The following is a 22738-nucleotide window of genomic DNA, read 5'->3' on the forward strand; positions in this document are numbered from 1 at the left end:
TGAAAAGCCCGGTTGGCCGCGTGCCACCGGGCTTTTTTCATGCATGCCGTGTGCGTTTCAGCGTGACGCGAGCGGGTTCTTCTGCCCCATGTCGACGACCAGCGTGCCGTCCGGCAGCATCCGCACCGAGCCTTGCGCGACCTGGCTGCGGTAGCCGTACAGGTCGAAACGCATCGGGCCGGCCTCGGCCGAATTCCGGATCAGCGCGCGCACGTTCAGTTCGAGCACGTTGAACATCTTCATGTCGCCGCCTTCCATCCACATGTAGCTCGGTGCATCGATCTGCGGCCGTTGCGGCGAGGGCGCGCCTGCCATGCGCCTGAACGTGAGGCGCAGCCCGTCGCGTTCGACCGTTGCCTGTCCGAGCTTGCCGTTCAGCACGGGGGGCGGGAACACGGTGTACTGGTCGAGCACGAGCGTGTCGCCACGCAGTTCCGCGCCGCGACGCTGCAACGGCGTCAGCGAAGCGAGCTCGATGCCGAGCGAACGCAGCAGCTTCGCCTGCGGGATGCCGAGCACCGACACCTGGGATGGCTTGAACGCGAGATGCCGGTCATCGAGCACGGACAGCGTGCCGTTCATGTCGGTCGGCAGCCAGACGCCCGGTACGTGGTTCCACAGCTTGATGCCGCCCTGGACGCGCAGGTTCGTGCCGTCCGCGCTCAGTTGCAGGTCGTTGAGCGAGCGCGGTGAGTAGTCGAGCAGATAGTTGTTGAAGAGCGCGGACATCGCCTTCCACGACTCGACGACGGTGCCGCCCAGAATGCGGATATCGTACTGGTTCGGATCGTCGAGATCGACGGGTTCGCCGGGCCGCTTCGATACGAGTTCCACGTCGAGGTCCTCGACGTGAAAGCCGATATCCCCGGACAGGTTGAAGTCGACGTTGCGCAGATGGATCGTCGGGTTGCGGTTCGACACGTGCCGTTCGTTGAACGGCGTGGTCGACGTGCGCCGCATGGCGACCTTCTGCATGCCGGGGTGAGCGGTGTTCGCCGCGAGTGCGTAGGCTTCCCAGTGCTGGCGTATGTCGCGCAGCGCATTCTGTTGCGCGGCGAGGAAGCTGTCGTTCAGGCGCGCGGTCGCGCTGCCGAGCAGCGCGCCGCTGGCCGGGCCCGCATACGACGGCATCCGGATCGCCATCGCGCCGCTTTCGTCGAAATTGAAGTAGCCGGCCGATACCTGGTCGCGATAGTGATACAGATCGAACACGAAAATCTGGTCGCGCTTCGTGGAATCGACCGGACCGATCAGGATGTCCGCGTTCATCGGCATCGAGCGCATGAACTTCACGTCGCCGCCGCGAATGTACATCGCTTGCTGCGGCGCGTTCGCGGGCATCGCGAAGCCGGCATGCGTGCCGTCGTCGAGCTTCAGGTCGAGCCCGGCCGGCGTCACGCGCAGCGCGGTGATCGTGAGCTTCAGGCGAGGCGGCGGCATCAGCTTGTCGACCGACATCACGAGATCGTCGCCGGCGAGTTGCGCGATCGGCGTCTGGACTTTCAGCAGGTCGGCCATCTTCACGTTGGCCGCGCGCATCACCGGCTGCGCGTTGATGCCCGATACGCGCACGCCCGTCGGATGGAACACGAGCTGGCTGCCGTCACGGATCGCGAGGGTACCGGTCAGCGAGAACGGCACCCAGCCGTCGCGCTGCATCTCGCCTTGCAGATGGATCACGCCGTCGCCGGCCGACACGGCGAGCTTGCGCAGCGGCGCGTTGCGGTAGCCGAAGATGTACGTGTTGAAGAGGGCGGTGAGCTTCGCGTCGTCGAGCGTGACCGTGCCTTCATGCACGTCGATCTGGAAACTGGTCGGATCGTCGAACACGATCGGCGCGCCGGCTTGCGTTGGTACCAGCGTGGCCGACAACTGATGGATGAAGAAGCCGAGGTTGTTGACGATGCGGAAATCGACGTCGCGCAGGAACGTCATCGCGCCGTTCTGGCCCGAGTCGCGGAGCGTGAACGAGCGCGGTTGCGTGAGGCTGATCGATGCGAGCGACGGGACGGTGCGCGCGACCTGCTGCTCGCGGGCGAGGCGTTCGGCCTTGGTGCGTTCGATCTTCGTCGACGCGACCGACGTGTTGCCGTCACGCTGCGCGGATGATTCCGCGCAACCGGCGCACAGCAGCGCGAGCGTCAGCACGCCGCAGCCGAACACGCGGAATGTCCTGCGCGAGAGGGGGCGGGCCGCGCGTGGCGGGCCGGAAATCCAGTCGAAAATTGCCAAAGGCGAGCGATGGCCGCGCCGGACCGCATTCCGCATCGTCTGTCTCCATATCTTGTCGTGATCGACGGCGGCGCGCGCCACTGCACGGCGCGAGCGTCGATGCCGTGTAGTGTGGCATAGCGCGCTAGAGCGGCGTCACCAAACAACGGGCGCCGGGGCGCGGCGGTCCGGCGGGCTGCGGGACAATGGATTCGGGGTGGTTGGGCGGCCGGATCAAACGGTCGTTTGGTTTGCGCGGCCCGTCGTCGGCGAAGGCTTCTGCGACCGGGAAAATCCGCTGCAGCCTTGGCCGATGCGGGTTTCGCCGGATGCGACGGGCAGCGGCCGCGGCCGTCGAAGCGGGGATGGGATCCGGCCTCGTCGCAGCAGCCCGCGGGTCGGTCAGACCAGCATGTGCTGCCGGATTGCGTTCAGCGTCGCCTGGTCGAGTTGCAGCCCGTTCGCGATATACGACGTCATCGAGCCGTACGACGCGGTGACCTGGTCGAATGCCGCCTGCAGATAGCCGGTGTGCGCGCCTTGCAGCGCGGTCATCATGTCTGCTGCATTTTGCCCGCCGGCTTTTTGTGCCTGGGCGACCGAAGCGGTGATTTCCGACGCGCTATAGACGTTCGTCAACAGATAGTCGGCGAATATCGTCTGCTCGGACGCGCCGAGGATCGTGTGCAGGATCGCGGTTGCCCAGCCCGTGCGATCCTTGCCGGCCGTGCAGTGGAACACCAGGTTTGCGCCTGAGCCAGCGAAGCCGGCGAAGAGCGCGTGATAGCCGGCATGCGCAGCGTCCGACGTGACGAACGCGCGGTACATGCTCGACATGAATGCCATCGCCGTGGCGCCGGTGGTCGGGATCGGATCGATGCTGGCAGCCCCGAGCACGTTGAGGTTTTGCCAGGTGGCGCCGGCCAGCGGCACATCCGGTTGCGTCTTGATCTCGGCGGGCGTGCGCAGGTCGCAGACCTGCCTGATGCCGAGCGTGCCGACGGTGGCGATGTCCGCGGCCGACAACGCGAGTGCGGATGAACGATAGATCACGCCTTTTTTCATCCTGGCGCCGCTCGTTGTCACGTAGCCGGTTCCGTCCGGCCCGGCCGTGTCGCGAAAATTCGATGCGGAACTCAGCCGCGGTGTCGTGACCGGCGCGACCGAAATCGAGTCGCCTCCGCATGCCGACAGAAGCGATGCGCTTCCCAGCGCCACGCCTATCGTGCCGGCGCCTAGCCGGAGAAAATGTCGACGGGAAATTTCGTTTTTCTGATGCATTCAATGCCCTGTGTCGAAGACGGTTACAAGAGGTCGCGACTGCGGGGATGACCGAAGTCGCCCCTGTATCACGCGACGCGGCAAAGCCGGGGCGGGCCGGATCGATCGGCATGCAGTCGGACGGTCCGCCCATGCGCATCGATCTCGCGCCGGGTAACCGCACGGTAGCGATTTGCGGCGAACCGGCCATCGTCCTTTTCGATTAGGTCGGAATGCGGGTTGCCGGTGTCGGCTGCGCGTTGTCGACGGGTAGGATCGGCGGCGGCAGCGAGGTAAGATCGGCATCAGTGGCTGTATCGACCAAAGCACAGTAGCCATCACGGGGAAACGTCATGGATCTCAAGGAAGTCGACGTACTGGGTGCGGGCGTGGGCGATCACTGGTACTACGCGTCGAAGGCGAGTGCGATCCGTCGGTTCCTGGGGGCGCCAGGCGCGAACCGGATACTCGATGTCGGTGCAGGCTCGGGCTTTTTCTCGAAGCACTTGCTGGAGCGTACGCAGGCGACGGAAGCGTGGTGTGTCGATACGAGCTATGCCGACGATACCGACGGCGAGGCGTCCGGCAAGCCCATCCACTTTCGGCGATCGGTTGACCGATTCGACGCCGATCTCGTGTTGCTGATGGACGTGCTCGAGCATGTCGACGACGATGTCGGTCTGCTCACGCAGTACGTCAAGGGCGCGCCTTCGGGCAGCCGCTTCCTGATCACGGTTCCCGCGTTCCAGTTCCTCTGGAGCGGTCATGACGATTTTCTCGAGCACAAGCGCCGATATACGCTCGGCAGTCTCGAGGACGTGGTGCGTCGCTCGGGGCTCGACGTCGAGCACGGCGCCTATTATTTCGGTCTCACGTTTCCGCTTGCGGCAGCGTTGCGGCTCGGCGAGCGGGTGCGACGGCAGCCGAGCGAGCCGGCGTCGCAATTGCGTCGCCACCATCCGTTCGTCAACGGCCTGCTCAAGTCGATCTGCCGGATCGAGTTGCCGATCTTCCGCTTCAACCGCGTCGCCGGGCTGACGGTCATCTGTGTTGCGCGCAAGCGGTGAATGCGATGCGGGGCCGTGTGGTCGGCGCGCGAATCGTCCATGCCACGCTTGTCGTTGCTCGCATCGGCGCCTTCGCGCCAAAAAATTTCACAAGAATATTCACAAAATGCATGCGACCCGTTCTAAATCGGAAAACTGTCTGTTATAATTTTTTTCTTTCGGGGCGTAGCGCAGCCTGGTAGCGTACCTGCATGGGGTGCAGGTGGTCGGAGGTTCAAATCCTCTCGCCCCGACCAGATAAAGAACCCGCGTCAGCTCAGGCTGACGCGGGTTTTTTCTTGCCGGTCGCTTTTTTGCACATCGCGGCGCGGCCCCGGTAAAATGCAAGGTTGATCCACGGAAAGCGCCGTGATTTAGCGGAAGAGGATTCCCCGAACATGACTGATCTTCGTCTTACCATGCGGTTCGCTGCAGTGCTCGCCACCGGCGCGCTCGTCGCCGGTTGCGGTACGTCGTCGCCCACGAAAGTGGACTACAAGAGCGATTCGAAATCGAAGGAAGCGTCGCTCGCAGTGCCGCCCAACATGCTCGACGAGACGGCCGATCAGCGTTCGCTGCCGCCCCAGGGCGGCGCGACTTCCCTGTCCGCGCTTCAGCAGGTCCAGCAGGCAGCGCCTGCGCTGGACACCGTTGCTCCGGCCGTCGCCGGCATGCATATCCAGCGCGACGGCACCGAGAGCTGGCTCGTGATCGACGGCAAGCAGCCCGCCGACGTCTGGCCGCAGGTTCGCCGCTTCTGGCAGGAACAGGGCTTCCTGCTCGTCGTCGACCAGCGCGACAAGGGCGTGATGGAAACCGACTGGAACGAAACCCATCCGCAGATCAACGACGGCCTGATCCGCAGCGTGATCTCGAAGGCGATGGGCAACTCGTACGTGACGGCCGAGCGCAACAAGTACCGTACGCGTCTCGATTCGGCACCGAATGGCGGCACCTACGTGTTCATCAGCCAGAAGGGGATGCGTGAAGCGATCACGGGCTCGAACAACGATTCGAGCAAGTGGGAAGCGAAGCCGAATGATCCGGCGCTCGAGACCGAATACCTGAAGCGATTGATGGCCGTGCTCGCACAGAACGAGCAGCGCGCGAAGAATGGCGAGCCGCCAATCGCGAACATCAAGGACAACACGGTACCGGTAGCCAAGGACAAGAAGGCCGACGACGCATCGTCGAAGGCTGCTGCAGCGATTGCCGCGCAAAACGTCTCCCGCACGTCGGCGCAAGGCAACGATGCGGCTGATGCTGCCGTCCCGTCGGAAGTCACGCTCGGCGAGCCGTACGACCGGTCGTGGCTGCACGTCGGTCTCGCGCTCGATCGTGCGAACTTCACCGTCGACGATCGTGATCGCACGAAGGGCCTGTATTTCGTGCGCTATGTCGATCCGAAGGATCTGACCTCGGCCGAGCAGGGCTTCTGGAGCCAGTTGTTCCACGGCAAGAAGGAAAAGCAGGCGAAGCAATACCGTGTCAACGTGAAGGCACTCACGGCCGACCAGACGCGCGTCGCGGTCGTCGACGATTCGGGCGCGATCGACACGTCGTCACCGGCTCGCCAGATCATGGGGCTGCTCGTGAATCAGCTTCGCTGATCTCGACGTTTCTCCGCATCAATGAAAAGCCCGCCACATGGCGGGCTTTTTTCATTGCCGCTCGCCGGCATGCGCATGTGCTGGACGGTCGGTCCCTCCTCGTGACGTTACGTAACATCCGCGCGTTACGGCGGCAAAGCGCCCGCAGCATCGTCGGTATCAAAAAAATTGTCCTTATAAATCAACTAGATGGTCGGTTCACGTCAGTTGGCACGTAACCTGCTTTATATGTTGGAATTGTTGAAACAGGGAGGATGGTGTCAGATACCGGGCGTGCGCCGCGAGCGCCCGATCAACGGTATCGACGTCTTCGAATGTCGACGCGGCAAGCGTCGGCGCAACGAATGACGATCCGCGCCAGCGTGCGGATCTCGATGGCCCCGTCGCCTATCCTCGTAGGGCGACGGTTTCGCCCGCGCTTCTCTGAAGCGCGGGCTATTTTTTTTGGGGCCGTCGTGCGATACCGTGCTGGCGCAGCCGATGCGCGATTCGCGTATTCTCGGGCTTTTCCAGATGAAGGGGAGCGGGAATGGCAGAAATTGCAGTCGTGGCGCTGATCGTGGCGAAGCCGGGCGCCGAGGAGGAGTTGCGTGCCCAGCTCGAAGGGATCGTCGAGCCGACCCGCAACGAAGCGGGAGCGTTGCAGTACGACCTGCATCGGGACCTGAAGGAGCCGGCGCGATTCGTATTCGTCGAGCGCTGGGAAAGCGAGGAGGCGCTGGCTGCTCATGCGCGTTCCGCGCACATTCTCGCTTATCGGGAAGCGGCCGCGGACTGGATCGAGCGTTCCGAAATCCGCGTGCTGTCGAAGCTCGTCTGAGCCGGGCGGGGCGACCGGATGTATCCGGCCGCCGGCGCGTCAGTGCGACGTGTTGGGTACGTCGAGGATCAGGATGATCGTCCAGTCGGCGTCGCCGTCGTGATGGTACTGGCGCTCGGCGACGATGAACGGTTGCTGCTTGCCTTGCGGGCCGAGGAAAAGCACGTCGCCCTCCATCGGCAGGCATTCGATCGGCGGCAGCGCGAGGAACGCGTCAGCCGAGCCGCGGGGCATCAGTTGCTTGATCTGGCGAGTGGCGGCTTCGGTCCACTCGATGTCGAGTTGAATGTTGCTCATGCTGTCCTCCGCACCGGGGTGCGCACGGGTGGAAAATTTCGGTGCGCGACTTTAGCACAGCGCACGGGCACCGCAACCAAAAAAGCCGAACCCGGTTGCCCGGATTCGGCTTTTCGCTTGTGCGGTGCCGCCGAACTTACTGGCTGGCAGCGTCTGCGGCCTTGGCAGCCTTCTTGCCGGCCTTCTTCGCAGCAGCCTTGTGGTGAGCGGCCTTCTTGCCGTGGTGATGCTCTTCCTGCATCGCCGGCTGTGCGGCTTCAGTCGCTTGCTGCTGCTGCAGCGCCTGTGCGCGTTGCTCGATCTCGGAGATCTTGGCCGGATCGGTAATCGTCTTGATTTCCGTGCTCTCTTGCGCATACGCTGCGCCAGTCAGCGCCGACATCGCTACCAGGATAGCCAGGGACGTCTTCTTCATTGCTTTACCTCCGCTAAGTGGTGATGAACCCGAGTGTTGCCGTTTTGTCTGGCGACTGCAATCGAGTGCGTGTCGAGTGTAACAAAAGTGACGGATCAATGTGCACCGGATCGTGGCACGACGCAAGGTCCCGTTGAAGTCGCGCAACACTTCGCTCACTCCGTCACGCGCCTGCCATCGTCGCCGTCGCGGACATTTCCGCTGCGGTTTCCCGGAGCCCTCAGAACCACCCGAGCCATCGATAGACATGGAACTGCGCGATGCCGACCAGTTCGTGCAGCGCCTGCTCTGCGTTGACCACATTGCGCCAGTGCGGCAGCCAGCCCGTTTGCGCACGCCGGCGATTCGCATAAACGGGCTGCGGATCGATCCCGAACCGGTGGAAATCGAGCAATGCGCGGCGCATCTGGTAGGAGGAGGTGACGAGAATGCGCGCGTCGTCATACTGTGAGCGTAGTATAGACGCAGTGAATTTCGCGTTTTCGTAGGTTGTGCGGCTATCCGGCTCCAGCACGAGGTCCGCGGGCGCGACGCCTTCGGCCACGAGTTGGCGCCCGTAGACGGCAGCCTCGGTTTCGCCGTGATGCTGCGGGTCGCCGCCCGACATCACCACAGTGCAGCGCTCGGCTTGCTGCCGGCAGGTGCGGTAGAGCGCTGCGACCTTGTGGATGCGGGCGGTTCCGTCAGGTGGCGGTCGCAGCCCTGAGTCGCCGTGCTTCGTCCCTGCGCCGATGAGAATCAGTGTGGTCCGTCCATGCATGTCCGGGTGCTCGACGGGTTCGACGCCCGCCTCGGTCCAGGCGATCAGCGGCGCGGCGAGCCAGCCTGTCGCGAGCAGCCAGAACAACGCAGCGGCGGCGATCGAGATGATTCGTCGCCGCTTGCGGCAGAGCATGAAACAGATGAAGAGAAGTACAAATGAATCGAACAGAATCAATTTGATTGGGGTATGGTGTCTTTTTATGGACGGCTGACGATCCGGCCCTGACGCGACGCCGAACGTCGGCATCCAGAATCGGTGGCGGTATCGGCGGGCGGAGAAGCCGCCCGGCGCGCCGCTTCGCATTGTCGCTGCACTTTAAGAAAGAATCGAGATGGCCACGTATTCCAACGAAGCGGTGCTCGACGCATTGAGACGAGTGCAGTACCGCCAGGTACCGTGGGCGCGCCGCCCGGGCGTGTTCGAGTATCTCCGTTCGCTCGGGCTGATGGACACGGTCAGGCAGAAAACCGTTGCCCCCGCGCCGGGCTTCCATGCGCCGGTCGATATTGCCGTACTGACCGAAAGCGGTCGAGCCGAATTCTCGCGCCTCGAGCGCGACGAGAAATTACTTTCCTGGACCGATCGCCGCATGGCCGACTACGCACTGAGCGAAGCGAGTGCCGTGGCGATTCTCGAAAGCCGCCTGTAGCGGTCGATCATCCCGTCACGCGCATCGCCGCGCGCCTGGCGATACCCAAAAAAAAGCCCGTATCGCGAGGATACGGGCGTACCGGATACTTTTGCTGTTGCCACGCTGTGCTCATGGCAACGTTGTGACTCGTCGCATGCGGCGCAGTTCCCGACCGCGGGCATTTTCTTTGGCGAAATCCCGAAATTGGCAGGACTACGGATGACGCGGGACGTCGGTCGGCTGCGAGCCGATGCGCGCTCGCGCATTGCTGGCGATGTCGCCGCGCAGGTCGCCACGCGGCACGGTTTGCCGGCTGGGCAGGTTGGCGGACGGCGGCTGGCGGAGGGTGTTCCGGTGATCCTGCTGGCGGTGGGGCGGCTTCACGCGATCGTCGGCGCGGGCTGGAGCGGACAACGCCACGGAAATGACAATGCCGCATGCGACGAGCAGTGACATTGGTTTCATGGCGGGGCTCCCTTCAAGCCGTCGACGCGGCCTGTTGATAATTCGCTAAGGTAAGCGTGGGAGCGCAGGCTTGCTGTAAATATTGGTAAATAGATGTATCGCGGCACGTCAACGGTAATCGACGGCAACGCACGCGTCGCGGGCAAGTCGCGTCGCTGAAAGAAACCGGGCGGCCGAAGCCGCCCGATCGAGCATTCGTTACGCCATCTTGACGGGCGCGCGCCAGGATTCCGGATTGGTCCAGAAGGCGCCGCGCAGCCGGTCGCGGCTCGGCGGTGCGGGCGGCTTCGCGGCGCTTGCGCCGATGCGCCCGCGCAGGGAGATCTGCCGGCCGCTCGTGCCGAGTCGCTTCACGATTTCGGCGAGCGTGCCGTCCGCCTGCCATTCGTCGAAGCGACGGCGGCAAGTCGGCGGCGACGGATAGCGGCCCGGCAGCTTCGACCAGCCTTCACCCGTCGACAGCACCCACAGCACGGCGTTCACCACCGAGCGGGCTTCCACGCGGGGGCGGCCGCGCCGCTCACTCCGTGCGGGTTCAGAGCAAAACAGACCCTCGACCAGCGCCCACTCGTTATCTCTCAAATCGTCGAACAGCATCATGTCCTCACCTCAGCGAAGCTAACTCCGGTGCGCTGCCCTGCGCCGCGCACTCTTCAGGCACTCGATTGTCGAGTGCCGGGTGGGGGCGTCCGGTTGGCCGGCAGCGGCGTTTCTGCTCTTCCGTCCGACGACACCTGCGCCCTGTGCGCCAGGTAATGCACGAAGCGTGCCATGTCGGAGGTAATTCCCTCGAGAGCCGCTTGGCAGCGAGCTAACGGCTAAGTCAGCTAGGGGCGTATAAGACGCCAAAATAACCCGCCAGCAAATCGGGACAATCACCAATCTTGTGCAGTTCGCCCGCACCACGTGCGTTCGCGGATGTATTGCACCGCAGCGAAACATGTGGGGCAGGTGCCTGATTCGCACATCGAAGCCGGATTCGCGCATTAAAATCGCGCATCGATATCGACGATTGATGAGGTCAGGAAATGAACGTCACGCTGCGTCAGCTTCGCGTCTTCATCGAGGTCGCGCGGCTCAAGAGCTTCAGTCGCGCGGGCGACGAGATCGGGCTCACGCAGTCCGCGGTCAGTCGCTGCGTGCGCGAGCTCGAGGCCGAGCTCGGGTTGAAGCTGATCGACCGCACGACGCGCGACGTGCAGCTGACCGATGTCGGTGCAAACCTGATCGCGAGCGTGTCCCGTCTGCTCGACGATCTCGACGACACGCTGCGCGAGATTCGCGAGATCGGCGAGCAGCGCCGAGGGCGCGTGATCGTCGCGGCCAGTCCGACGATCGCGTGCCGGTTGATGCCGCGCGTGGTTGCGTCGTGCGAGCGCCAGTTTCCGTTCGTGACGCTGGGTTTGCGCGACGACGTGCAGAGCGACGTGTTGCGCAAGGTGAAGTCGAGCGAGGTCGATTTCGGCGTCGTGATCGGTCCGCTCGCGGTGGCCGATCTCGTCTGCGAATCGTTGATGACCGATTCGTTCTGCCTGGTCGCGCGCGCCGACCATCCGCTCGCGGCGCGTGCCGAGGTGCCCTGGACGGCGCTGGACGGCGAGCGCCTCGTGCTCCTCGATCATGCATCGGGAAGCCGGCCGCTGATCGATGCCGCGCTGGCCGCCCATCGTGTCAACGCGACGGTCATGCAGGAGCTCGGGCATTCGGCGACCGTGTTCGGACTCGTCGAGGCCGGCGTCGGCGTGAGCGTGCAGCCGTGGCTGTCGCTGCCGCTACCGGCCGGCTCGACGCTCGTCGCGCGGCCGCTCACGCCACGCACCGAGCGCACGGTCGAACTCGTGCGCCGCCGCGACCGGTCGTTGTCGCCCGCTGCGCAGGCGATCTGGGAACTCGTGCGGCAGATGCCGGCGAGGGCAGAGGACCTCGACTGACGCGCATCGACGTGCGCCGGCCCTGCTTGCGGGCCGGTACACTACGCGGATCGTGTTCCTCGAAGGTGGTTCTCGATGGTGCATTCCGCAGATTCTCTTCCGGTGGCCGGCGCGCCGGCGGCCCGCGACGCCGTACACGCGTTGCGTCCGTCGCTGATCCGGGAAGTGGCAAACGCCGGCTTTGGCGTGCCGGACATGCTGCCGTTCTGGTTCGGCGAATCCGATCGCGTGACACCGGACTTCATTCGCGCAGCCGCCGCGGCGGCGCTGCGCGATGGCGCGACCTTCTACACGCACAACCTCGGCACTGCGCCGCTGCGCGCCGCGATCGCGGCCTACGTCGGCGCCCGTCACGGGGCGACGGCGGCCGACACCGTGGCCGTGACGAGTTCGGGCGTGAGCGCGCTGATGCTGGCCGCGCAGATGCTGGTCGGTCCGGGCGAGCGCGTCGTCGCGGTCACGCCGCTGTGGCCGAATCTCGTCGAGATTCCGAAGATCCTTGGGGCGCAGGTCGAATGCGTCCCGCTCGGCTATGGCGATGCGGGCTGGCAGCTCGATGTCGGGCGGCTGCTTGCGGCGCTGACGCCCGATACGCGGATGCTGCTGATCAACTCGCCGAACAATCCGACCGGCTGGACGATGTCGCGCGACGACCAGCAAGCCGTGCTCGCCCATTGCCGCCGCCACGGTATCTGGCTGGTTGCCGACGAGGTGTACGAGCGGCTCGCGTTCGACGCAGGCGGCGCGGACGGCGCGCCATCGTTCCTCGACATCGCATCGCGCGACGAGCGGGTCGTCGTCGTGAATTCGTTTTCGAAAGCGTGGGCGATGACGGGCTGGCGCCTGGGGTGGCTCATCGCGCCGGCAGCGGTGATGGCTGACCTGTCGAAGCTCGTCGAATACAACACATCGTGTGCGCCGGGCTTCGTGCAGGCCGCGGGTGAGGTCGCGCTGCGCGATGGCGAGCCGTTCGTGCGATCGTTCGTCGCGGCACTGCGCGATGCGCGCGATCACCTGGTCGCCGCGCTGCGCACCTTGCCGGGTGTCGAGGTGCCGCCTCCGCCGGGCGCGATGTACCTGTTTTTGCGCCTGCCGGGTGCGTCAGACAGCCTCGCGTTCTGCAAGACGCTGGTGCGCGAGGCGGGGCTCGGCCTCGCGCCTGGGCGTGCATTCGGCCCGGAGGGGGAAGGGTTCGTGCGCTGGTGCTACGCGTGCGATCCGGCGCGCCTCGACGCGGGTGTCGAGCGGTTGCGGCGGTTCCTCGCACGGGGCGTGGCCGACCGCTGAAGCGGGGCCGGAGCGGGCACGGCGCGCTGGCGGCAACCCGTTCGGCTCATCTTTACGCACCGGGCAATTTTGCGTAATATGGCGCTCAGTCACGCGGTTCCGTCGTTGAGCCGTGCTGTTCCGTCCGGTTTGGGCCTGGCCTGAAGTTGGTTCGCCGCCCCCGGTTCGTGCTCCCATCAATATGACCGATCAGAATCGGGCGAGCGCGTCTTCCGTTCCTTTCGTCTGTTTGTTGATCCGGTTCGTTTGACCACAGGGTCTGGCCTAGCTGCATGAATACCCAAGAGGCGAAGATCGTCCTCGAGACTGCTTTGATCTGCGCGCAGGAACCGCTGAAACTCGGCGATTTGCGCAAGCTCTTTGCCGACGGCGTGTCGGCTGACACGGTCCGCACGTTGCTCGAAGATCTGAAACAGGATTGGTCCGGCCGCGGCGTCGAACTGGTGGCGCTGGCAACCGGATGGCGCTTCCAGAGCAAGCCGGCGATGCGTCACTATCTCGATCGCCTGCATCCCGAGAAGCCGCCGAAATATTCGCGTGCGGTGCTCGAAACGCTCGCGATCATCGCGTACCGGCAACCTGTCACGCGCGGCGACATCGAAGAGATTCGCGGCGTGACGGTCAATACGCAGGTGGTCAAGCAACTCGAGGATCGCGGCTGGATCGAAGTGATCGGTCATCGCGACGTGCCGGGACGCCCGGCGCTGTATGCGACGACCAAGCAGTTCCTCGACGACCTCGGCCTGAAGGCGCTCGATGATCTGCCGGCCCTCGAAGAGCCGGCCGCGAACATCGAGGCCGCGCTGCTTGCGCAGCAGGCGATGGATTTCGACGAGGGCATGCCGGTTGCCGGCGACGCCACGGACGACGCGCCGCAAACGGATGAGGCATCCGCCGGTCAATCGGCAGGATTGCCGGATGATCCCGCGGCGGACGTCGCGTCGACGCATGAAATCGCGAGCCGCGATACGCTCGATGCTGTCCGCGGGCAAACGGAACAAATGGAACAGGCTGGCGCCGAAGCAGTGCCGGCCGGTGTGCAGCCCGAGCCGCTGCGCGCGGATTGGAGCGAGGAAGATCGCAAGCCGGCTGCCGAAGCGGTTGCCGGAGACGGAGCGGAAGCGGCCGGCGACACGCCCGGCGAGGCTGGTCAGGCCGACGCCCCCCGTTCCCGTCCTGCGGACGACGAGATGCTGGACGACACGTCCGACAGTCTCGCCGATGCCGTACGAAGCGCCAGTGCACCCATCGGTGCCGATGCGCTGCCGGACGACGAAGCAGAACCTGAACAGCGTCGCGCCTGATCGCGGCCAACTTCTTGCCGCGCCCGCGCCGGGCGCGAGACCTGACATTTTGAGGTTGTTTTGACAGATATCCACGATATTGAATCGTCCGCGCCTGCCGTGCAGGCAGCGCGTGCCGACGATGCACCGGAGCAGGGCGCTTCGGCCGAGGGTGGCGACGAGCGTCCCCGCCGCGGTCTGCGGCGAGGCCCGCGCAGCCTGATCGCGCGGCGTCGCGCGGCAGCCAAGTCGAAGGGCGCCGAAGGCGAGCCGCAGGGCGGCGAAGGCGCTGACGCGCAGCCGGCCGAGGCCGCCGAAGCGCAGCAGCCGACGCGTGCGCCGCGCAAGGAAGGTGCGGCCAAGGGTGCTCGCAAGCCGGCGGCCAAGCGCGAAGGCGCGGCCAAGGCTCAGGGCGGCCAGGGTCGTCGCGGCAGCGCGCCGAAGGCTGAAGGCGGCGCGGCAAAGGTGGAAGGCGATGCGTCCCAGGACGAACTGTTCGCCTACGTGACGTCGCCGGCATTCGACGCGGACAACTCCGCGGGCGGTAGCGGCGTGCGTGCGCCGATGCTGCGTCGCGGCCGTAGCCAGCCGGCGAACAAGCGCGTGCTGTCGCCGGACGACGACGCGCCGAAGCTTCACAAGGTGCTGGCGGAAGCGGGCATGGGCTCGCGCCGCGAAATGGAAGAGCTGATCGTCGCCGGCCGCGTGTCGGTGAACGGCGAGCCCGCGCACATTGGCCAGCGCATCATGCCGACCGACCAGGTGCGGATCAACGGCAAGCCGGTCAAGCGCAAGCTGCCGAACAAGCCGCCGCGCGTGCTGCTGTACCACAAGCCGACGGGCGAGATCGTCAGCCACGCGGATCCGGAAGGCCGTCCGTCGGTGTTCGACCGCCTGCCGCCGATGAAGACGGCGAAATGGCTCGCGGTGGGCCGCCTCGACTTCAATACCGAAGGTCTGCTGATGCTGACGACTTCGGGTGACCTCGCAAACCGCTTCATGCATCCGCGCTACAGCGTCGAGCGCGAGTACGCGGTGCGCGTCGTCGGCGAACTGGCCGAAGGCATGCGGCAGAAGCTGCTGCACGGCGTCGAGCTCGATGACGGTCCGGCGAACTTCCTGCGCATCCGCGACGGCGGCGGCGAAGGCACGAACCACTGGTATCACGTTGCGCTGGCCGAAGGCCGCAACCGCGAAGTGCGCCGGATGTTCGAGGCGGTCGGCCTGATGGTGAGCCGCCTGATCCGTACGCGTCACGGCCCGATTCCGCTGCCGCGCGGCCTGAAGCGCGGTCGTTGGGAAGAGCTCGACGACACGCAGGTGCGCAAGCTGATGGCGACCGTTGGCCTGAAGGCGCCGTCCGAGGAGAAGGGCAAGCGTGCCGGTGCAGGTCAGGCAGAGCGTCGCCAGCCCGATCCGATGCAGACGTCGATGGGCTTCATCAGCCGTGAGCCGGTGCTGACGACGCACGGGCAGCTGGATCAGCCGCGTCGTGGTGGTGGTCGTCGTGGCGGGCCGGGCCTGCCGGGTCTGAGCGGCTACGGCAGCCTGCCGGTCGCGCCGTCGGGCTACGGCAATCGCGCCGGCGGCGGCCGGGATGGCAACCGTGCGGGCGGAGGCGGGCGCGATGGCAATCGCGCTGGCGGTGGCCGTGGCGATGTCGACGGCAACCGCGCGTCGTATGGCGCAGGCCCCAAGCGCGACGGCGCGGGCCCCAAGCGTGGCGGCGCGGGCCCCAAGCGTGGCGGCAGCAAGGGCGGTAACCGCAACCCGAACGGCAATCGTGCCGAGGGTGCCGGCAACGGCGGCGGCCCGCGCGGCGGTCAGCGTCCGCAGCGCAGCCGTACGCGCAGCCGCTGAGTATTCAGGCATGCGGCGCAAGGCCGCCGGTGTGCCGGCCGGATCGGCATCCGGCCGGTCCTGCCGGCGCGAGGCATTGCGTTTATTGCTTTCGACTGTATATATGTCACGCGGTGCTGGACGGCCGCCGGCATAACCGATCACCGGCATGCCACGATGGCGCCGGTCGATCATGCAGCCCGATTTCGCATTTTTGGGCCCGTAAAGGCAGGCGACATGCTGCTTTTACCGGCTGGCTTGGCGTTTGCGCCAAAAATCGCTATAATCGCGGAGTCGCTGGGCGTACGGATTCAATGTGCGGCTCAGGTGCGACCACCAGTAAGAAGATGGGCGTTCCGCCCATTTTTTTTTGCTGAAACGGTTAGGCATCTCGGGTAGCGCTTCCTGCGCCGGCTAAGGCGCGCGCCCGCGGGTGAATCGCGAGCGGCGGGCGCGAACACCTGAGAGGACACAGTGCAACTGACGGAACTGATAGAAACCACGGTCACCGGGCTCGGCTACGAGCTGGTGGATCTCGAGCGCACCGGGCGCGGCATGCTTTGCATCTATATCGATCAGCCTGCCGGCATCTCGCTCGAAGATTGCGAAAAGGTCACGCGTCAGCTCCAGCACGTCTTGACGGTCGAAAACATCGATTACGAACGGCTCGAAGTCTCGTCCCCGGGGCTCGACCGCCCGTTGAAGAAGCTGGCCGACTTCGAGCGCTTCGCCGGCAGCGAAGTTTCCGTGACCTTGAAAAAGCCGCTGGACGGGCGCAAGACGTACCGGGGCATTCTGCACGCGCCGAATGGCGAAACGATCGGTTTGGAATTTGAGAGGAAGAAGGGCGAGGCGGCCATGCTGGATTTCACGCTGGCCGATATCGACAAAGCCCGCCTGATTCCGCAAGTTGACTTTAGGAGCCGCAAATAATGAGTCGCGAAGTGTTGATGCTGGTGGATGCGCTGGCGCGCGAGAAAAACGTCGACAAGGATGTGGTGCTGGGCGCCCTCGAGGCTGCGCTCGCGTCCGCTTCCAAGAAGTTGTTCGACGAAGGCGCCGAAATCCGCGTCCATATCGATCGCGAAAGCGGCGAGCACGAAACCTTCCGTCGCTGGCTCGTCGTGCCCGATGAGGCAGGCTTGCAGGAGCCGGATCGCGAGATCCTGCTGTTCGAAGCACGTGAGCAGAAGCCCGACGTCGAAGTCGGCGAGTATGTCGAGGAACCCGTTCCGTCGATCGAGTTCGGTCGCATCGGCGCGCAGGCCGCCAAGCAGGTGATCCTGCAGAAGGTGCGCGACGCCGAGCGCGAGCAGATCCTGAACGACTACCTCGAGCGTGGTGAAAAGATCATGACGGGTACGGTGAAGCGCCTCGACAAGGGCAACTTCATCGTCGAATCGGGCCGTGTCGAGGCGCTGCTGCGCCGCGATCAGCTGATCCCGAAGGAAAACCTGCGCGTGGGCGACCGCGTGCGCGCTTACATCGCGAAGGTCGACCGCACCGCGCGCGGCCCGCAGATCGAGCTGTCGCGTACGGCGCCCGAGTTCCTGATGAAGCTTTTCGAGATGGAAGTGCCGGAAATCGAGCAGGGCCTGCTCGAGATCAAGGCGGCTGCCCGCGACCCGGGCGTGCGCGCGAAGATCGGCGTCATCGCGTACGACAAGCGGATCGATCCGATCGGCACCTGCGTCGGCATCCGCGGTTCCCGCGTGCAGGCCGTGCGCAACGAGCTCGGTGGCGAAAACATCGACATCGTGCTATGGTCGGAGGATCCCGCCCAGTTCGTGATCGGCGCGCTCGCGCCGGCAGCTGTCCAGTCGATTGTCGTCGATGAAGAAAAGCACTCGATGGACGTCGTCGTCGACGAGAACGAGCTGGCTGTCGCGATCGGCCGCAGCGGTCAGAACGTTCGTCTTGCAGGCGAACTGACCGGCTGGCAGATCAACATCATGACGCCGGACGAATCTGCCCTGAAGCAGGGTGAAGAGCGCGACCGGCTGCGTGCACTGTTCATGGCGCGTCTCGACGTCGACGAAGAAGTTGCCGACATCCTGATTGACGAAGGTTTCACGAGCCTGGAAGAGATCGCGTACGTGCCGCTCAACGAAATGCTCGAAATCGAGGCGTTCGACGAGGACACCGTGCACGAACTGCGCAACCGCGCACGCGACGCGCTGTTGACGATGGCCATCGCGAACGAAGAAAAGGTCGAGAACGCAGCGCTGGATCTCAAGAGCCTCGACGGCATCACGCCGGAGCTGCTCGCGAAGCTGGCCGAACACGGCGTGCAGACGCGCGACGATCTCGCCGAGCTGGCTGTAGATGAACTGGTCGACATGACCGGAATGGAAGAGGATGCCGCTAAGGCGTTGATCATGAAAGCACGTGAACATTGGTTCCAGTGAGAAATGACCATGGCGCACTGATTTGATGGCGGCCGTATGGCCTGACCCGATGCTAACCGCAAGGAATCGGTCCTTGCACTAAGAGGAATGAATGGCGAGTAACAACGTAGCCCAATTTGCCGCGGAACTGAAAATGCCTGCTGGTGTGCTGCTCGAACAGCTGCAGGCAGCGGGCGTCCAGAAAGCGAGTGAAGACGATGCGCTGTCCGAAACGGACAAGGCGCGTCTGCTCGATCATTTGCGCAAGTCGCACGGCGCAACCGACGGCGACAAGCGCAAGATCACGCTGACCCGCAAGCATACGTCGGAGATCAAGCAATCTGACGCGACGGGCAAGGCTCGCACCATTCAGGTCGAGGTCCGCAAGAAGCGTACGTTCGTCAAGCGCGACGACGTGAGCGAGGGTGCGGAACAGGGTCAGGCGCAGGTCGCCGAAGCGGACGACGATGCGGAACTGAAGCGTCGCGAAGAAGAAGCGCGCCGTGAGGCCGAGCTGCTCGAGAAGCAGGCGCAGGAGCTTCGCGAGCGTCAGGAACGCCTCGAGCGCGAGGAAGCGGAGCGCCGCGCCCGCGAGGAAGCGGCTGAAGCCGAGCGTCGTCGCGCCGAGGAAGAGGCAGCGACGAAGCGTGCTGCGGCCGAAGCTGCGGCCGCTCAGCAGCAGGCAGCCGCACAGCAGGCTGCAGCAGCCGAGCAGCAGGAAGCGGCGAGCACGCAGTCCGCGCAGGACGAAGCACGCGCAGCCGCCGAACGTGCGGCTCAGCGCGAAGCGGCGAAGAAGGCTGAAGACGCTGCCCGCGAGGCGGCGGACAAGGCGCGCGCCGAGCAGGAAGAGATCAGCAAGCGTCGTGCGGCGGCAGAAGCCGAAGCGCGTGCGATTCGCGAAATGATGAACACGCCGCGCAAGGCCGTGGTCAAGGCAGTCGAGCCGCCGAAGCCGGTCGAGCCGCCGAAGCCGGCCGAAGCGAAGGGCACGCTGCACAAGCCGGCAAAGCCGGAAGGTGCGCAGGCGCGTCCGGCCGTGAAGAAGCCGGCCGGTGCTGCACCCGCAACGACGCAGGCGCCGGCAGGCGCGGGCGACCGCAACAAGAAGCCGGGCGCAGGCAAGGGCGGCTGGCAGGACGACGCGTCGAAGCGTCGCGGCATCAAGACGCGCGGCGATTCGAGCGGCGGCGTTGACCGCGGCTGGCGCGGCGGCCCGAAGGGTCGCGGCCGTCACCAGGACAGCTCGACGTTCCAGGCGCCGACCGAACCGATCGTCCGCGAAGTGCACGTGCCGGAAACCGTATCGGTTGCCGACCTCGCGCACAAGATGTCGGTCAAGGCCTCTGAAGTCATCAAGGTGATGATGAAGATGGGCCAGATGGTCACGATCAACCAGGTGCTGGACCAGGAAACGGCGATGATCATCGTCGAGGAACTGGGCCACCGCGCGGTTGCCGCGAAGCTGGACGATCCGGAAGCGCTGCTCGTCGAAGGCGAAACGGGTACCGATGCGGAGCAACTGCCGCGTCCGCCGGTCGTCACGGTCATGGGTCACGTCGACCACGGCAAGACCTCGCTGCTCGACCACATCCGCCGCGCGAAGGTTGCTGCTGGCGAAGCGGGCGGTATTACGCAGCACATCGGCGCTTATCACGTCGAGACGCCGCGTGGCGTCATCACGTTCCTCGATACGCCGGGTCACGAAGCGTTCACGGCAATGCGTGCACGCGGCGCGAAGGCGACCGACATCGTGGTGCTGGTGGTGGCAGCCGACGACGGTGTGATGCCGCAGACGAAGGAAGCCATCGCCCACGCGAAGGCAGGCGGTGTGCCGATCGTCGTCGCGATCAACAAGATCGACAAGCCGGACGCGAATCTCGATCGCGTCAAGCAGGAGCTGGTCGCGGAAGGCGTCGTGCCGGAAGAGTACGGTGGCGATTCGCCGTTCGTGCCGGTTTCGGCGAAGACGGGCGCGGGTATCGACGATCTGCTCGAGAACGTGCTGCTGCAAGCCGAAGTGCTGGAACTGAAGGCACCGGTCGAGGCGCCGGCCAAGGGCATCGTGATCGAAGCGAAGCTCGACAAGGGCAAGGGCCCGGTCGCGACGATCCTGGTGCAGTCCGGTACGCTGAACCGAGGCGACGTCGTGCTGGCGGGTACGGCTTACGGCCGCGTGCGCGCGATGCTCGACGAGAACGGCAAGCCGACGAAGGAAGCCGGCCCGTCGATCCCGGTCGAAATCCAGGGTCTGTCGGAAGTGCCGGGTGCGGGCGAGGAAGTGATCGTGCTGCCGGACGAGCGCAAGGCGCGTGAAATCGCACTGTTCCGTCAAGGCAAGTTCCGCGACGTGAAGCTTGCGAAGCAGCAGGCCGCGAAGCTGGAAAGCATGCTCGAGCAGATGGGCGAAGGCGAAGTGCAGAACCTGCCGCTCATCATCAAGGCGGACGTGCAGGGCTCGCAGGAAGCACTCGTGCAGTCGCTGCTCAAGCTGTCGACCGACGAAGTGCGCGTGCAGATCGTGCACAGCGCGGTGGGTGGCATCAGCGAAAACGACGTCAACCTCGCAACGGCATCGAAGGCGGTCATCATCGGTTTCAACACGCGTGCAGATGCACAGGCGCGCAAGCTGGCCGAGTCGAACGGCATCGACATCCGTTACTACAACATCATCTATGACGCAGTGGATGAGGTGAAGGCGGCAATGTCGGGCATGTTGGCGCCGGAGAAGCGCGAAGTCATCACCGGCATGGTCGAGGTGCGCCAGGTCTTCAAGGTACCGAAGATCGGTGCAGTCGCCGGCTGTATGGTGACGGACGGTATCGTCAAGCGCTCGTCGTCGGTGCGCGTGCTGCGCAACAACGTCGTGATCTTCACGGGCGAACTCGAATCGCTGAAGCGCTTCAAGGACGACGTGAAGGAAGTGAAGCAAGGCTTCGAGTGCGGTATGTCGGTGAAGAACTTCAACGACATCGTCGAAGGCGACCAGTTCGAAGTCTTCGAAGTGACCGAAGTCGCGCGTACGCTGTAACCCTCGCGCATCGGCTCATGGGCGGGGCAGGCTTGGGCCTGTCCCGCCCATTTTCATGTGGCGTGCCAACACTGGCCGCCGCTTTATCCTGATAAACGGATCACGGATCGATCATGTCCAGGAAACGTACTTCCCCCAATCGTAACGTGCAGATCGCTGACCAGATTCAGCGCGATCTGTCCGAACTCATCATGCGCGAGGTCAAGGATCCGCGCATCGGCATCGTGACCATCCAGAGCGTGGAACTCACGCCGGATTACGCACACGCGAAGGTCTACTTCACCGCGTTGACCGGCGATCCGGACAAGACGCAGGAAGCGCTGAACCACGCGTCGGGTCACTTGCACAACCTGTTGTTCAAGCGCCTGCACATCCATACGGTGCCGACGCTGCATTTCCACTACGACCAGACGATCGAGAAGGCCGTGGAAATGTCGCGCCTGATCAAGGAAGCGAACTCGACGCGCGCGAAGGACGACGACGAGGCCGACGCGGCCGCCAAGGACGACTGAGCTCGACCGGCCTATGACGACTGCAGCATCCCAACGTCCGCGCGTGCCCCGGCGCGTGCTGGATGGCGTCCTCCTGCTCGACAAGCCCGTCGGCCTGTCGAGCAACGACGCGCTGATTCGCGCGAAGCGTCTGCTGCTCGCGAAGAAAGCCGGTCACACCGGCACGCTCGATCCGCTGGCTTCGGGCCTGCTGCCGCTGTGCTTCGGCGAGGCGACGAAGTTCTCGCAGGATCTGCTCGACGCGGACAAGACCTACGAAGCGACGATGCGTCTCGGCCAGCGCACGGCCACCGGCGACGCGGAAGGCGAGGTGATCGACACGCGGCCGGTCGAGTGTGATCGCACGGCGGTGGAGGCCGCGCTCGTGCGCTTCACCGGCGAGATCGTGCAGGTGCCGCCGATGTATTCGGCGCTCAAGCGTGATGGCAAGCCGCTGTACGAATATGCGCGGGCGGGGCAGACCGTCGAGCGCGAGGGCCGCAACGTGACGATCCTCGCACTCGACCTGCTCGCGTGCGATCTGCCTGACGTGACGTTTCGCGTGACCTGCAGCAAGGGCACATATGTGCGCACGCTGGCGGAGGATATCGGCGAGGCACTCGGTTGCGGTGCGCATCTGACGATGCTGCGTCGCACGGGCGTCGGTGCGCTGACGCTCGAGCATGCGGTGACGCTCGATGCGCTGTCCGATGCGGACGAAGCGTCGCGGGATGCGTGGCTCCAGCCGGTCGACGCGTTGCTGTCGACGTTTCCGCTGGTTCGTCTCGATGAAACCAGCGCGAAACGGTTCCTGCACGGCCAGCGTCTGCCGCTGTCGGGGCTCGATCCGATCGATGCGGCCGAAGGTGAGCGTGTGCGCGTCTATGACGCCACTCGGCTGCTCGGCGTGGCTCGCAAGGCGAACGGCGTACTTGCACCGGAACGGCTCGTCGTCACGGCGGCCTGACGCA

General features: G+C 64.9%; 20 protein-coding genes, 1 tRNA gene and 1 pseudogene. 15 read left to right on the forward strand and 7 right to left on the reverse strand.

Features of this window, described 5'->3' with window-relative positions; all coding sequences use genetic code 11:
* Positions 1-57: 57 nt before the first annotated feature.
* Both CFB82_RS08165 and CFB82_RS08175 read right to left on the reverse strand, forming a co-directional pair.
* The gene (locus CFB82_RS08165; protein ID WP_089483869.1) at positions 58-2268 is read right to left on the reverse strand and encodes a hypothetical protein; all 2211 of its coding nucleotides are present in this window, start codon (positions 2266-2268) and stop codon (positions 58-60) included.
* Between the two features lie 345 nt (positions 2269-2613).
* Entirely contained in the window at positions 2614-3429 is an 816-nt protein-coding gene (locus tag CFB82_RS08175) for a tyrosine-protein phosphatase (RefSeq protein WP_256990303.1), read from the reverse strand.
* A 110-nt stretch (positions 3430-3539) separates the two neighbouring features.
* On the opposite strand from CFB82_RS08175, the gene CFB82_RS43155 reads away from it, so the two are divergent.
* The 5 genes from CFB82_RS43155 (at position 3540) to CFB82_RS08195 (ending at position 6947) form a co-directional block, all read left to right on the forward strand.
* Positions 3540-3698 carry a hypothetical protein gene (locus tag CFB82_RS43155; protein WP_179255383.1) on the forward strand — a complete coding sequence of 53 codons (159 nt, stop codon included), beginning with the start codon at positions 3540-3542 and terminating at the stop codon, positions 3696-3698.
* 126 nt (positions 3699-3824) lie between these two features.
* On the forward strand, positions 3825-4538 hold the full coding sequence (locus CFB82_RS08180) for a class I SAM-dependent methyltransferase (protein WP_089483871.1): 714 nt from the start codon (positions 3825-3827) through the stop codon (positions 4536-4538).
* 159 nt (positions 4539-4697) lie between these two features.
* Positions 4698-4774, forward strand: a tRNA-Pro gene (locus CFB82_RS08185).
* 141 nt (positions 4775-4915) lie between these two features.
* A complete protein-coding gene (gene bamC / locus CFB82_RS08190; RefSeq protein WP_089483872.1) occupies positions 4916-6127 on the forward strand; it encodes an outer membrane protein assembly factor BamC in 1212 nt (403 codons plus the stop codon).
* A 529-nt stretch (positions 6128-6656) separates the two neighbouring features.
* Positions 6657-6947 (forward strand): putative quinol monooxygenase, encoded by a 291-nt coding sequence (locus CFB82_RS08195; protein ID WP_089483873.1) that lies wholly within the window; start codon positions 6657-6659, stop codon positions 6945-6947.
* 39 nt (positions 6948-6986) lie between these two features.
* Here the strand turns inward: CFB82_RS08195 and CFB82_RS08200 are convergent, their stop codons facing one another.
* From CFB82_RS08200 to CFB82_RS08210, 3 genes are all read right to left on the reverse strand, one after another.
* The gene (locus CFB82_RS08200; protein WP_021162409.1) at positions 6987-7244 is read right to left on the reverse strand and encodes a hypothetical protein; all 258 of its coding nucleotides are present in this window, start codon (positions 7242-7244) and stop codon (positions 6987-6989) included.
* A gap of 136 nt (positions 7245-7380) precedes the next feature.
* The gene (locus CFB82_RS08205; protein WP_069247812.1) at positions 7381-7659 is read right to left on the reverse strand and encodes a hypothetical protein; all 279 of its coding nucleotides are present in this window, start codon (positions 7657-7659) and stop codon (positions 7381-7383) included.
* A gap of 220 nt (positions 7660-7879) precedes the next feature.
* Positions 7880-8596 carry a YdcF family protein gene (locus CFB82_RS08210; RefSeq protein ID WP_069247813.1) on the reverse strand — a complete coding sequence of 239 codons (717 nt, stop codon included), beginning with the start codon at positions 8594-8596 and terminating at the stop codon, positions 7880-7882.
* A 157-nt stretch (positions 8597-8753) separates the two neighbouring features.
* On the opposite strand from CFB82_RS08210, the gene CFB82_RS08215 reads away from it, so the two are divergent.
* Positions 8754-9071, forward strand: coding sequence for a hypothetical protein (locus tag CFB82_RS08215; protein WP_011351791.1), 318 nt, complete (start codon positions 8754-8756; stop codon positions 9069-9071).
* A gap of 195 nt (positions 9072-9266) precedes the next feature.
* Here the strand turns inward: CFB82_RS08215 and CFB82_RS08220 are convergent, their stop codons facing one another.
* Together CFB82_RS08220 and CFB82_RS08225 are read right to left on the reverse strand one after the other, a co-directional pair.
* On the reverse strand, positions 9267-9518 hold the full coding sequence (locus tag CFB82_RS08220; RefSeq protein WP_069247814.1) for a hypothetical protein: 252 nt from the start codon (positions 9516-9518) through the stop codon (positions 9267-9269).
* A gap of 201 nt (positions 9519-9719) precedes the next feature.
* Positions 9720-10115, reverse strand: a pseudogene (locus tag CFB82_RS08225) (transposase); the annotation flags it as partial.
* 431 nt (positions 10116-10546) lie between these two features.
* Here CFB82_RS08225 and CFB82_RS08230 point away from each other — a divergent pair.
* The 9 genes from CFB82_RS08230 (at position 10547) to truB (ending at position 22734) form a co-directional block, all read left to right on the forward strand.
* Positions 10547-11449 (forward strand): LysR family transcriptional regulator, encoded by a 903-nt coding sequence (locus CFB82_RS08230; protein WP_011351793.1) that lies wholly within the window; start codon positions 10547-10549, stop codon positions 11447-11449.
* Between the two features lie 75 nt (positions 11450-11524).
* Positions 11525-12736, forward strand: a complete 1212-nt coding sequence (locus CFB82_RS08235; RefSeq protein WP_089483874.1) for a pyridoxal phosphate-dependent aminotransferase — start codon at positions 11525-11527, stop codon at positions 12734-12736.
* A 272-nt stretch (positions 12737-13008) separates the two neighbouring features.
* A complete protein-coding gene (gene scpB / locus CFB82_RS08240) occupies positions 13009-14040 on the forward strand; it encodes an SMC-Scp complex subunit ScpB (protein ID WP_089483875.1) in 1032 nt (343 codons plus the stop codon).
* Between the two features lie 60 nt (positions 14041-14100).
* Positions 14101-15879 carry a 23S rRNA pseudouridine(2605) synthase RluB gene (gene rluB / locus CFB82_RS08245; protein ID WP_089483876.1) on the forward strand — a complete coding sequence of 593 codons (1779 nt, stop codon included), beginning with the start codon at positions 14101-14103 and terminating at the stop codon, positions 15877-15879.
* Positions 15880-16332: 453 nt separating this feature from the next.
* A complete protein-coding gene (gene rimP / locus CFB82_RS08250) occupies positions 16333-16791 on the forward strand; it encodes a ribosome maturation factor RimP (RefSeq protein ID WP_014897219.1) in 459 nt (152 codons plus the stop codon).
* Positions 16791-18266 (forward strand): transcription termination factor NusA, encoded by a 1476-nt coding sequence (gene nusA, locus CFB82_RS08255; RefSeq protein WP_006476166.1) that lies wholly within the window; start codon positions 16791-16793, stop codon positions 18264-18266. The genes rimP and nusA overlap by 1 nt, the downstream gene beginning before the upstream one ends.
* Before the next feature lie 91 nt (positions 18267-18357).
* Entirely contained in the window at positions 18358-21276 is a 2919-nt protein-coding gene (gene infB, locus CFB82_RS08260) for a translation initiation factor IF-2 (RefSeq protein ID WP_069247818.1), read from the forward strand.
* A 113-nt stretch (positions 21277-21389) separates the two neighbouring features.
* The gene (rbfA, locus tag CFB82_RS08265; RefSeq protein ID WP_039339297.1) at positions 21390-21788 is read left to right on the forward strand and encodes a 30S ribosome-binding factor RbfA; all 399 of its coding nucleotides are present in this window, start codon (positions 21390-21392) and stop codon (positions 21786-21788) included.
* Positions 21789-21801: 13 nt separating this feature from the next.
* On the forward strand, positions 21802-22734 hold the full coding sequence (gene truB, locus CFB82_RS08270; protein ID WP_089483877.1) for a tRNA pseudouridine(55) synthase TruB: 933 nt from the start codon (positions 21802-21804) through the stop codon (positions 22732-22734).
* The last annotated feature ends 4 nt before the right edge of the window (positions 22735-22738 follow it).

It is taken from the genome of Burkholderia sp. HI2714, from assembly GCF_002223085.1.
Lineage (GTDB): Bacteria > Pseudomonadota > Gammaproteobacteria > Burkholderiales > Burkholderiaceae > Burkholderia > Burkholderia lata_D.

Coding starts and splice junctions, on each gene's coding strand:
- CFB82_RS08165 (WP_089483869.1), bottom strand. CDS start 2,268: ATGCGGAATGCGGTCCGGCGCGGCCATCGCTCGCCTTTGGCAATTTTC.
- CFB82_RS43155 (WP_179255383.1), top strand. CDS start 3,540: ATGACCGAAGTCGCCCCTGTATCACGCGACGCGGCAAAGCCGGGGCGG.
- CFB82_RS08180 (WP_089483871.1), top strand. CDS start 3,825: ATGGATCTCAAGGAAGTCGACGTACTGGGTGCGGGCGTGGGCGATCAC.
- bamC (WP_089483872.1), top strand. CDS start 4,916: ATGACTGATCTTCGTCTTACCATGCGGTTCGCTGCAGTGCTCGCCACC.
- CFB82_RS08195 (WP_089483873.1), top strand. CDS start 6,657: ATGGCAGAAATTGCAGTCGTGGCGCTGATCGTGGCGAAGCCGGGCGCC.
- CFB82_RS08200 (WP_021162409.1), bottom strand. CDS start 7,244: ATGAGCAACATTCAACTCGACATCGAGTGGACCGAAGCCGCCACTCGC.
- CFB82_RS08205 (WP_069247812.1), bottom strand. CDS start 7,659: ATGAAGAAGACGTCCCTGGCTATCCTGGTAGCGATGTCGGCGCTGACT.
- CFB82_RS08215 (WP_011351791.1), top strand. CDS start 8,754: ATGGCCACGTATTCCAACGAAGCGGTGCTCGACGCATTGAGACGAGTG.
- CFB82_RS08220 (WP_069247814.1), bottom strand. CDS start 9,518: ATGAAACCAATGTCACTGCTCGTCGCATGCGGCATTGTCATTTCCGTG.
- CFB82_RS08230 (WP_011351793.1), top strand. CDS start 10,547: ATGAACGTCACGCTGCGTCAGCTTCGCGTCTTCATCGAGGTCGCGCGG.
- CFB82_RS08235 (WP_089483874.1), top strand. CDS start 11,525: ATGGTGCATTCCGCAGATTCTCTTCCGGTGGCCGGCGCGCCGGCGGCC.
- scpB (WP_089483875.1), top strand. CDS start 13,009: ATGAATACCCAAGAGGCGAAGATCGTCCTCGAGACTGCTTTGATCTGC.
- nusA (WP_006476166.1), top strand. CDS start 16,791: ATGAGTCGCGAAGTGTTGATGCTGGTGGATGCGCTGGCGCGCGAGAAA.
- infB (WP_069247818.1), top strand. CDS start 18,358: ATGGCGAGTAACAACGTAGCCCAATTTGCCGCGGAACTGAAAATGCCT.
- rbfA (WP_039339297.1), top strand. CDS start 21,390: ATGTCCAGGAAACGTACTTCCCCCAATCGTAACGTGCAGATCGCTGAC.
- truB (WP_089483877.1), top strand. CDS start 21,802: ATGACGACTGCAGCATCCCAACGTCCGCGCGTGCCCCGGCGCGTGCTG.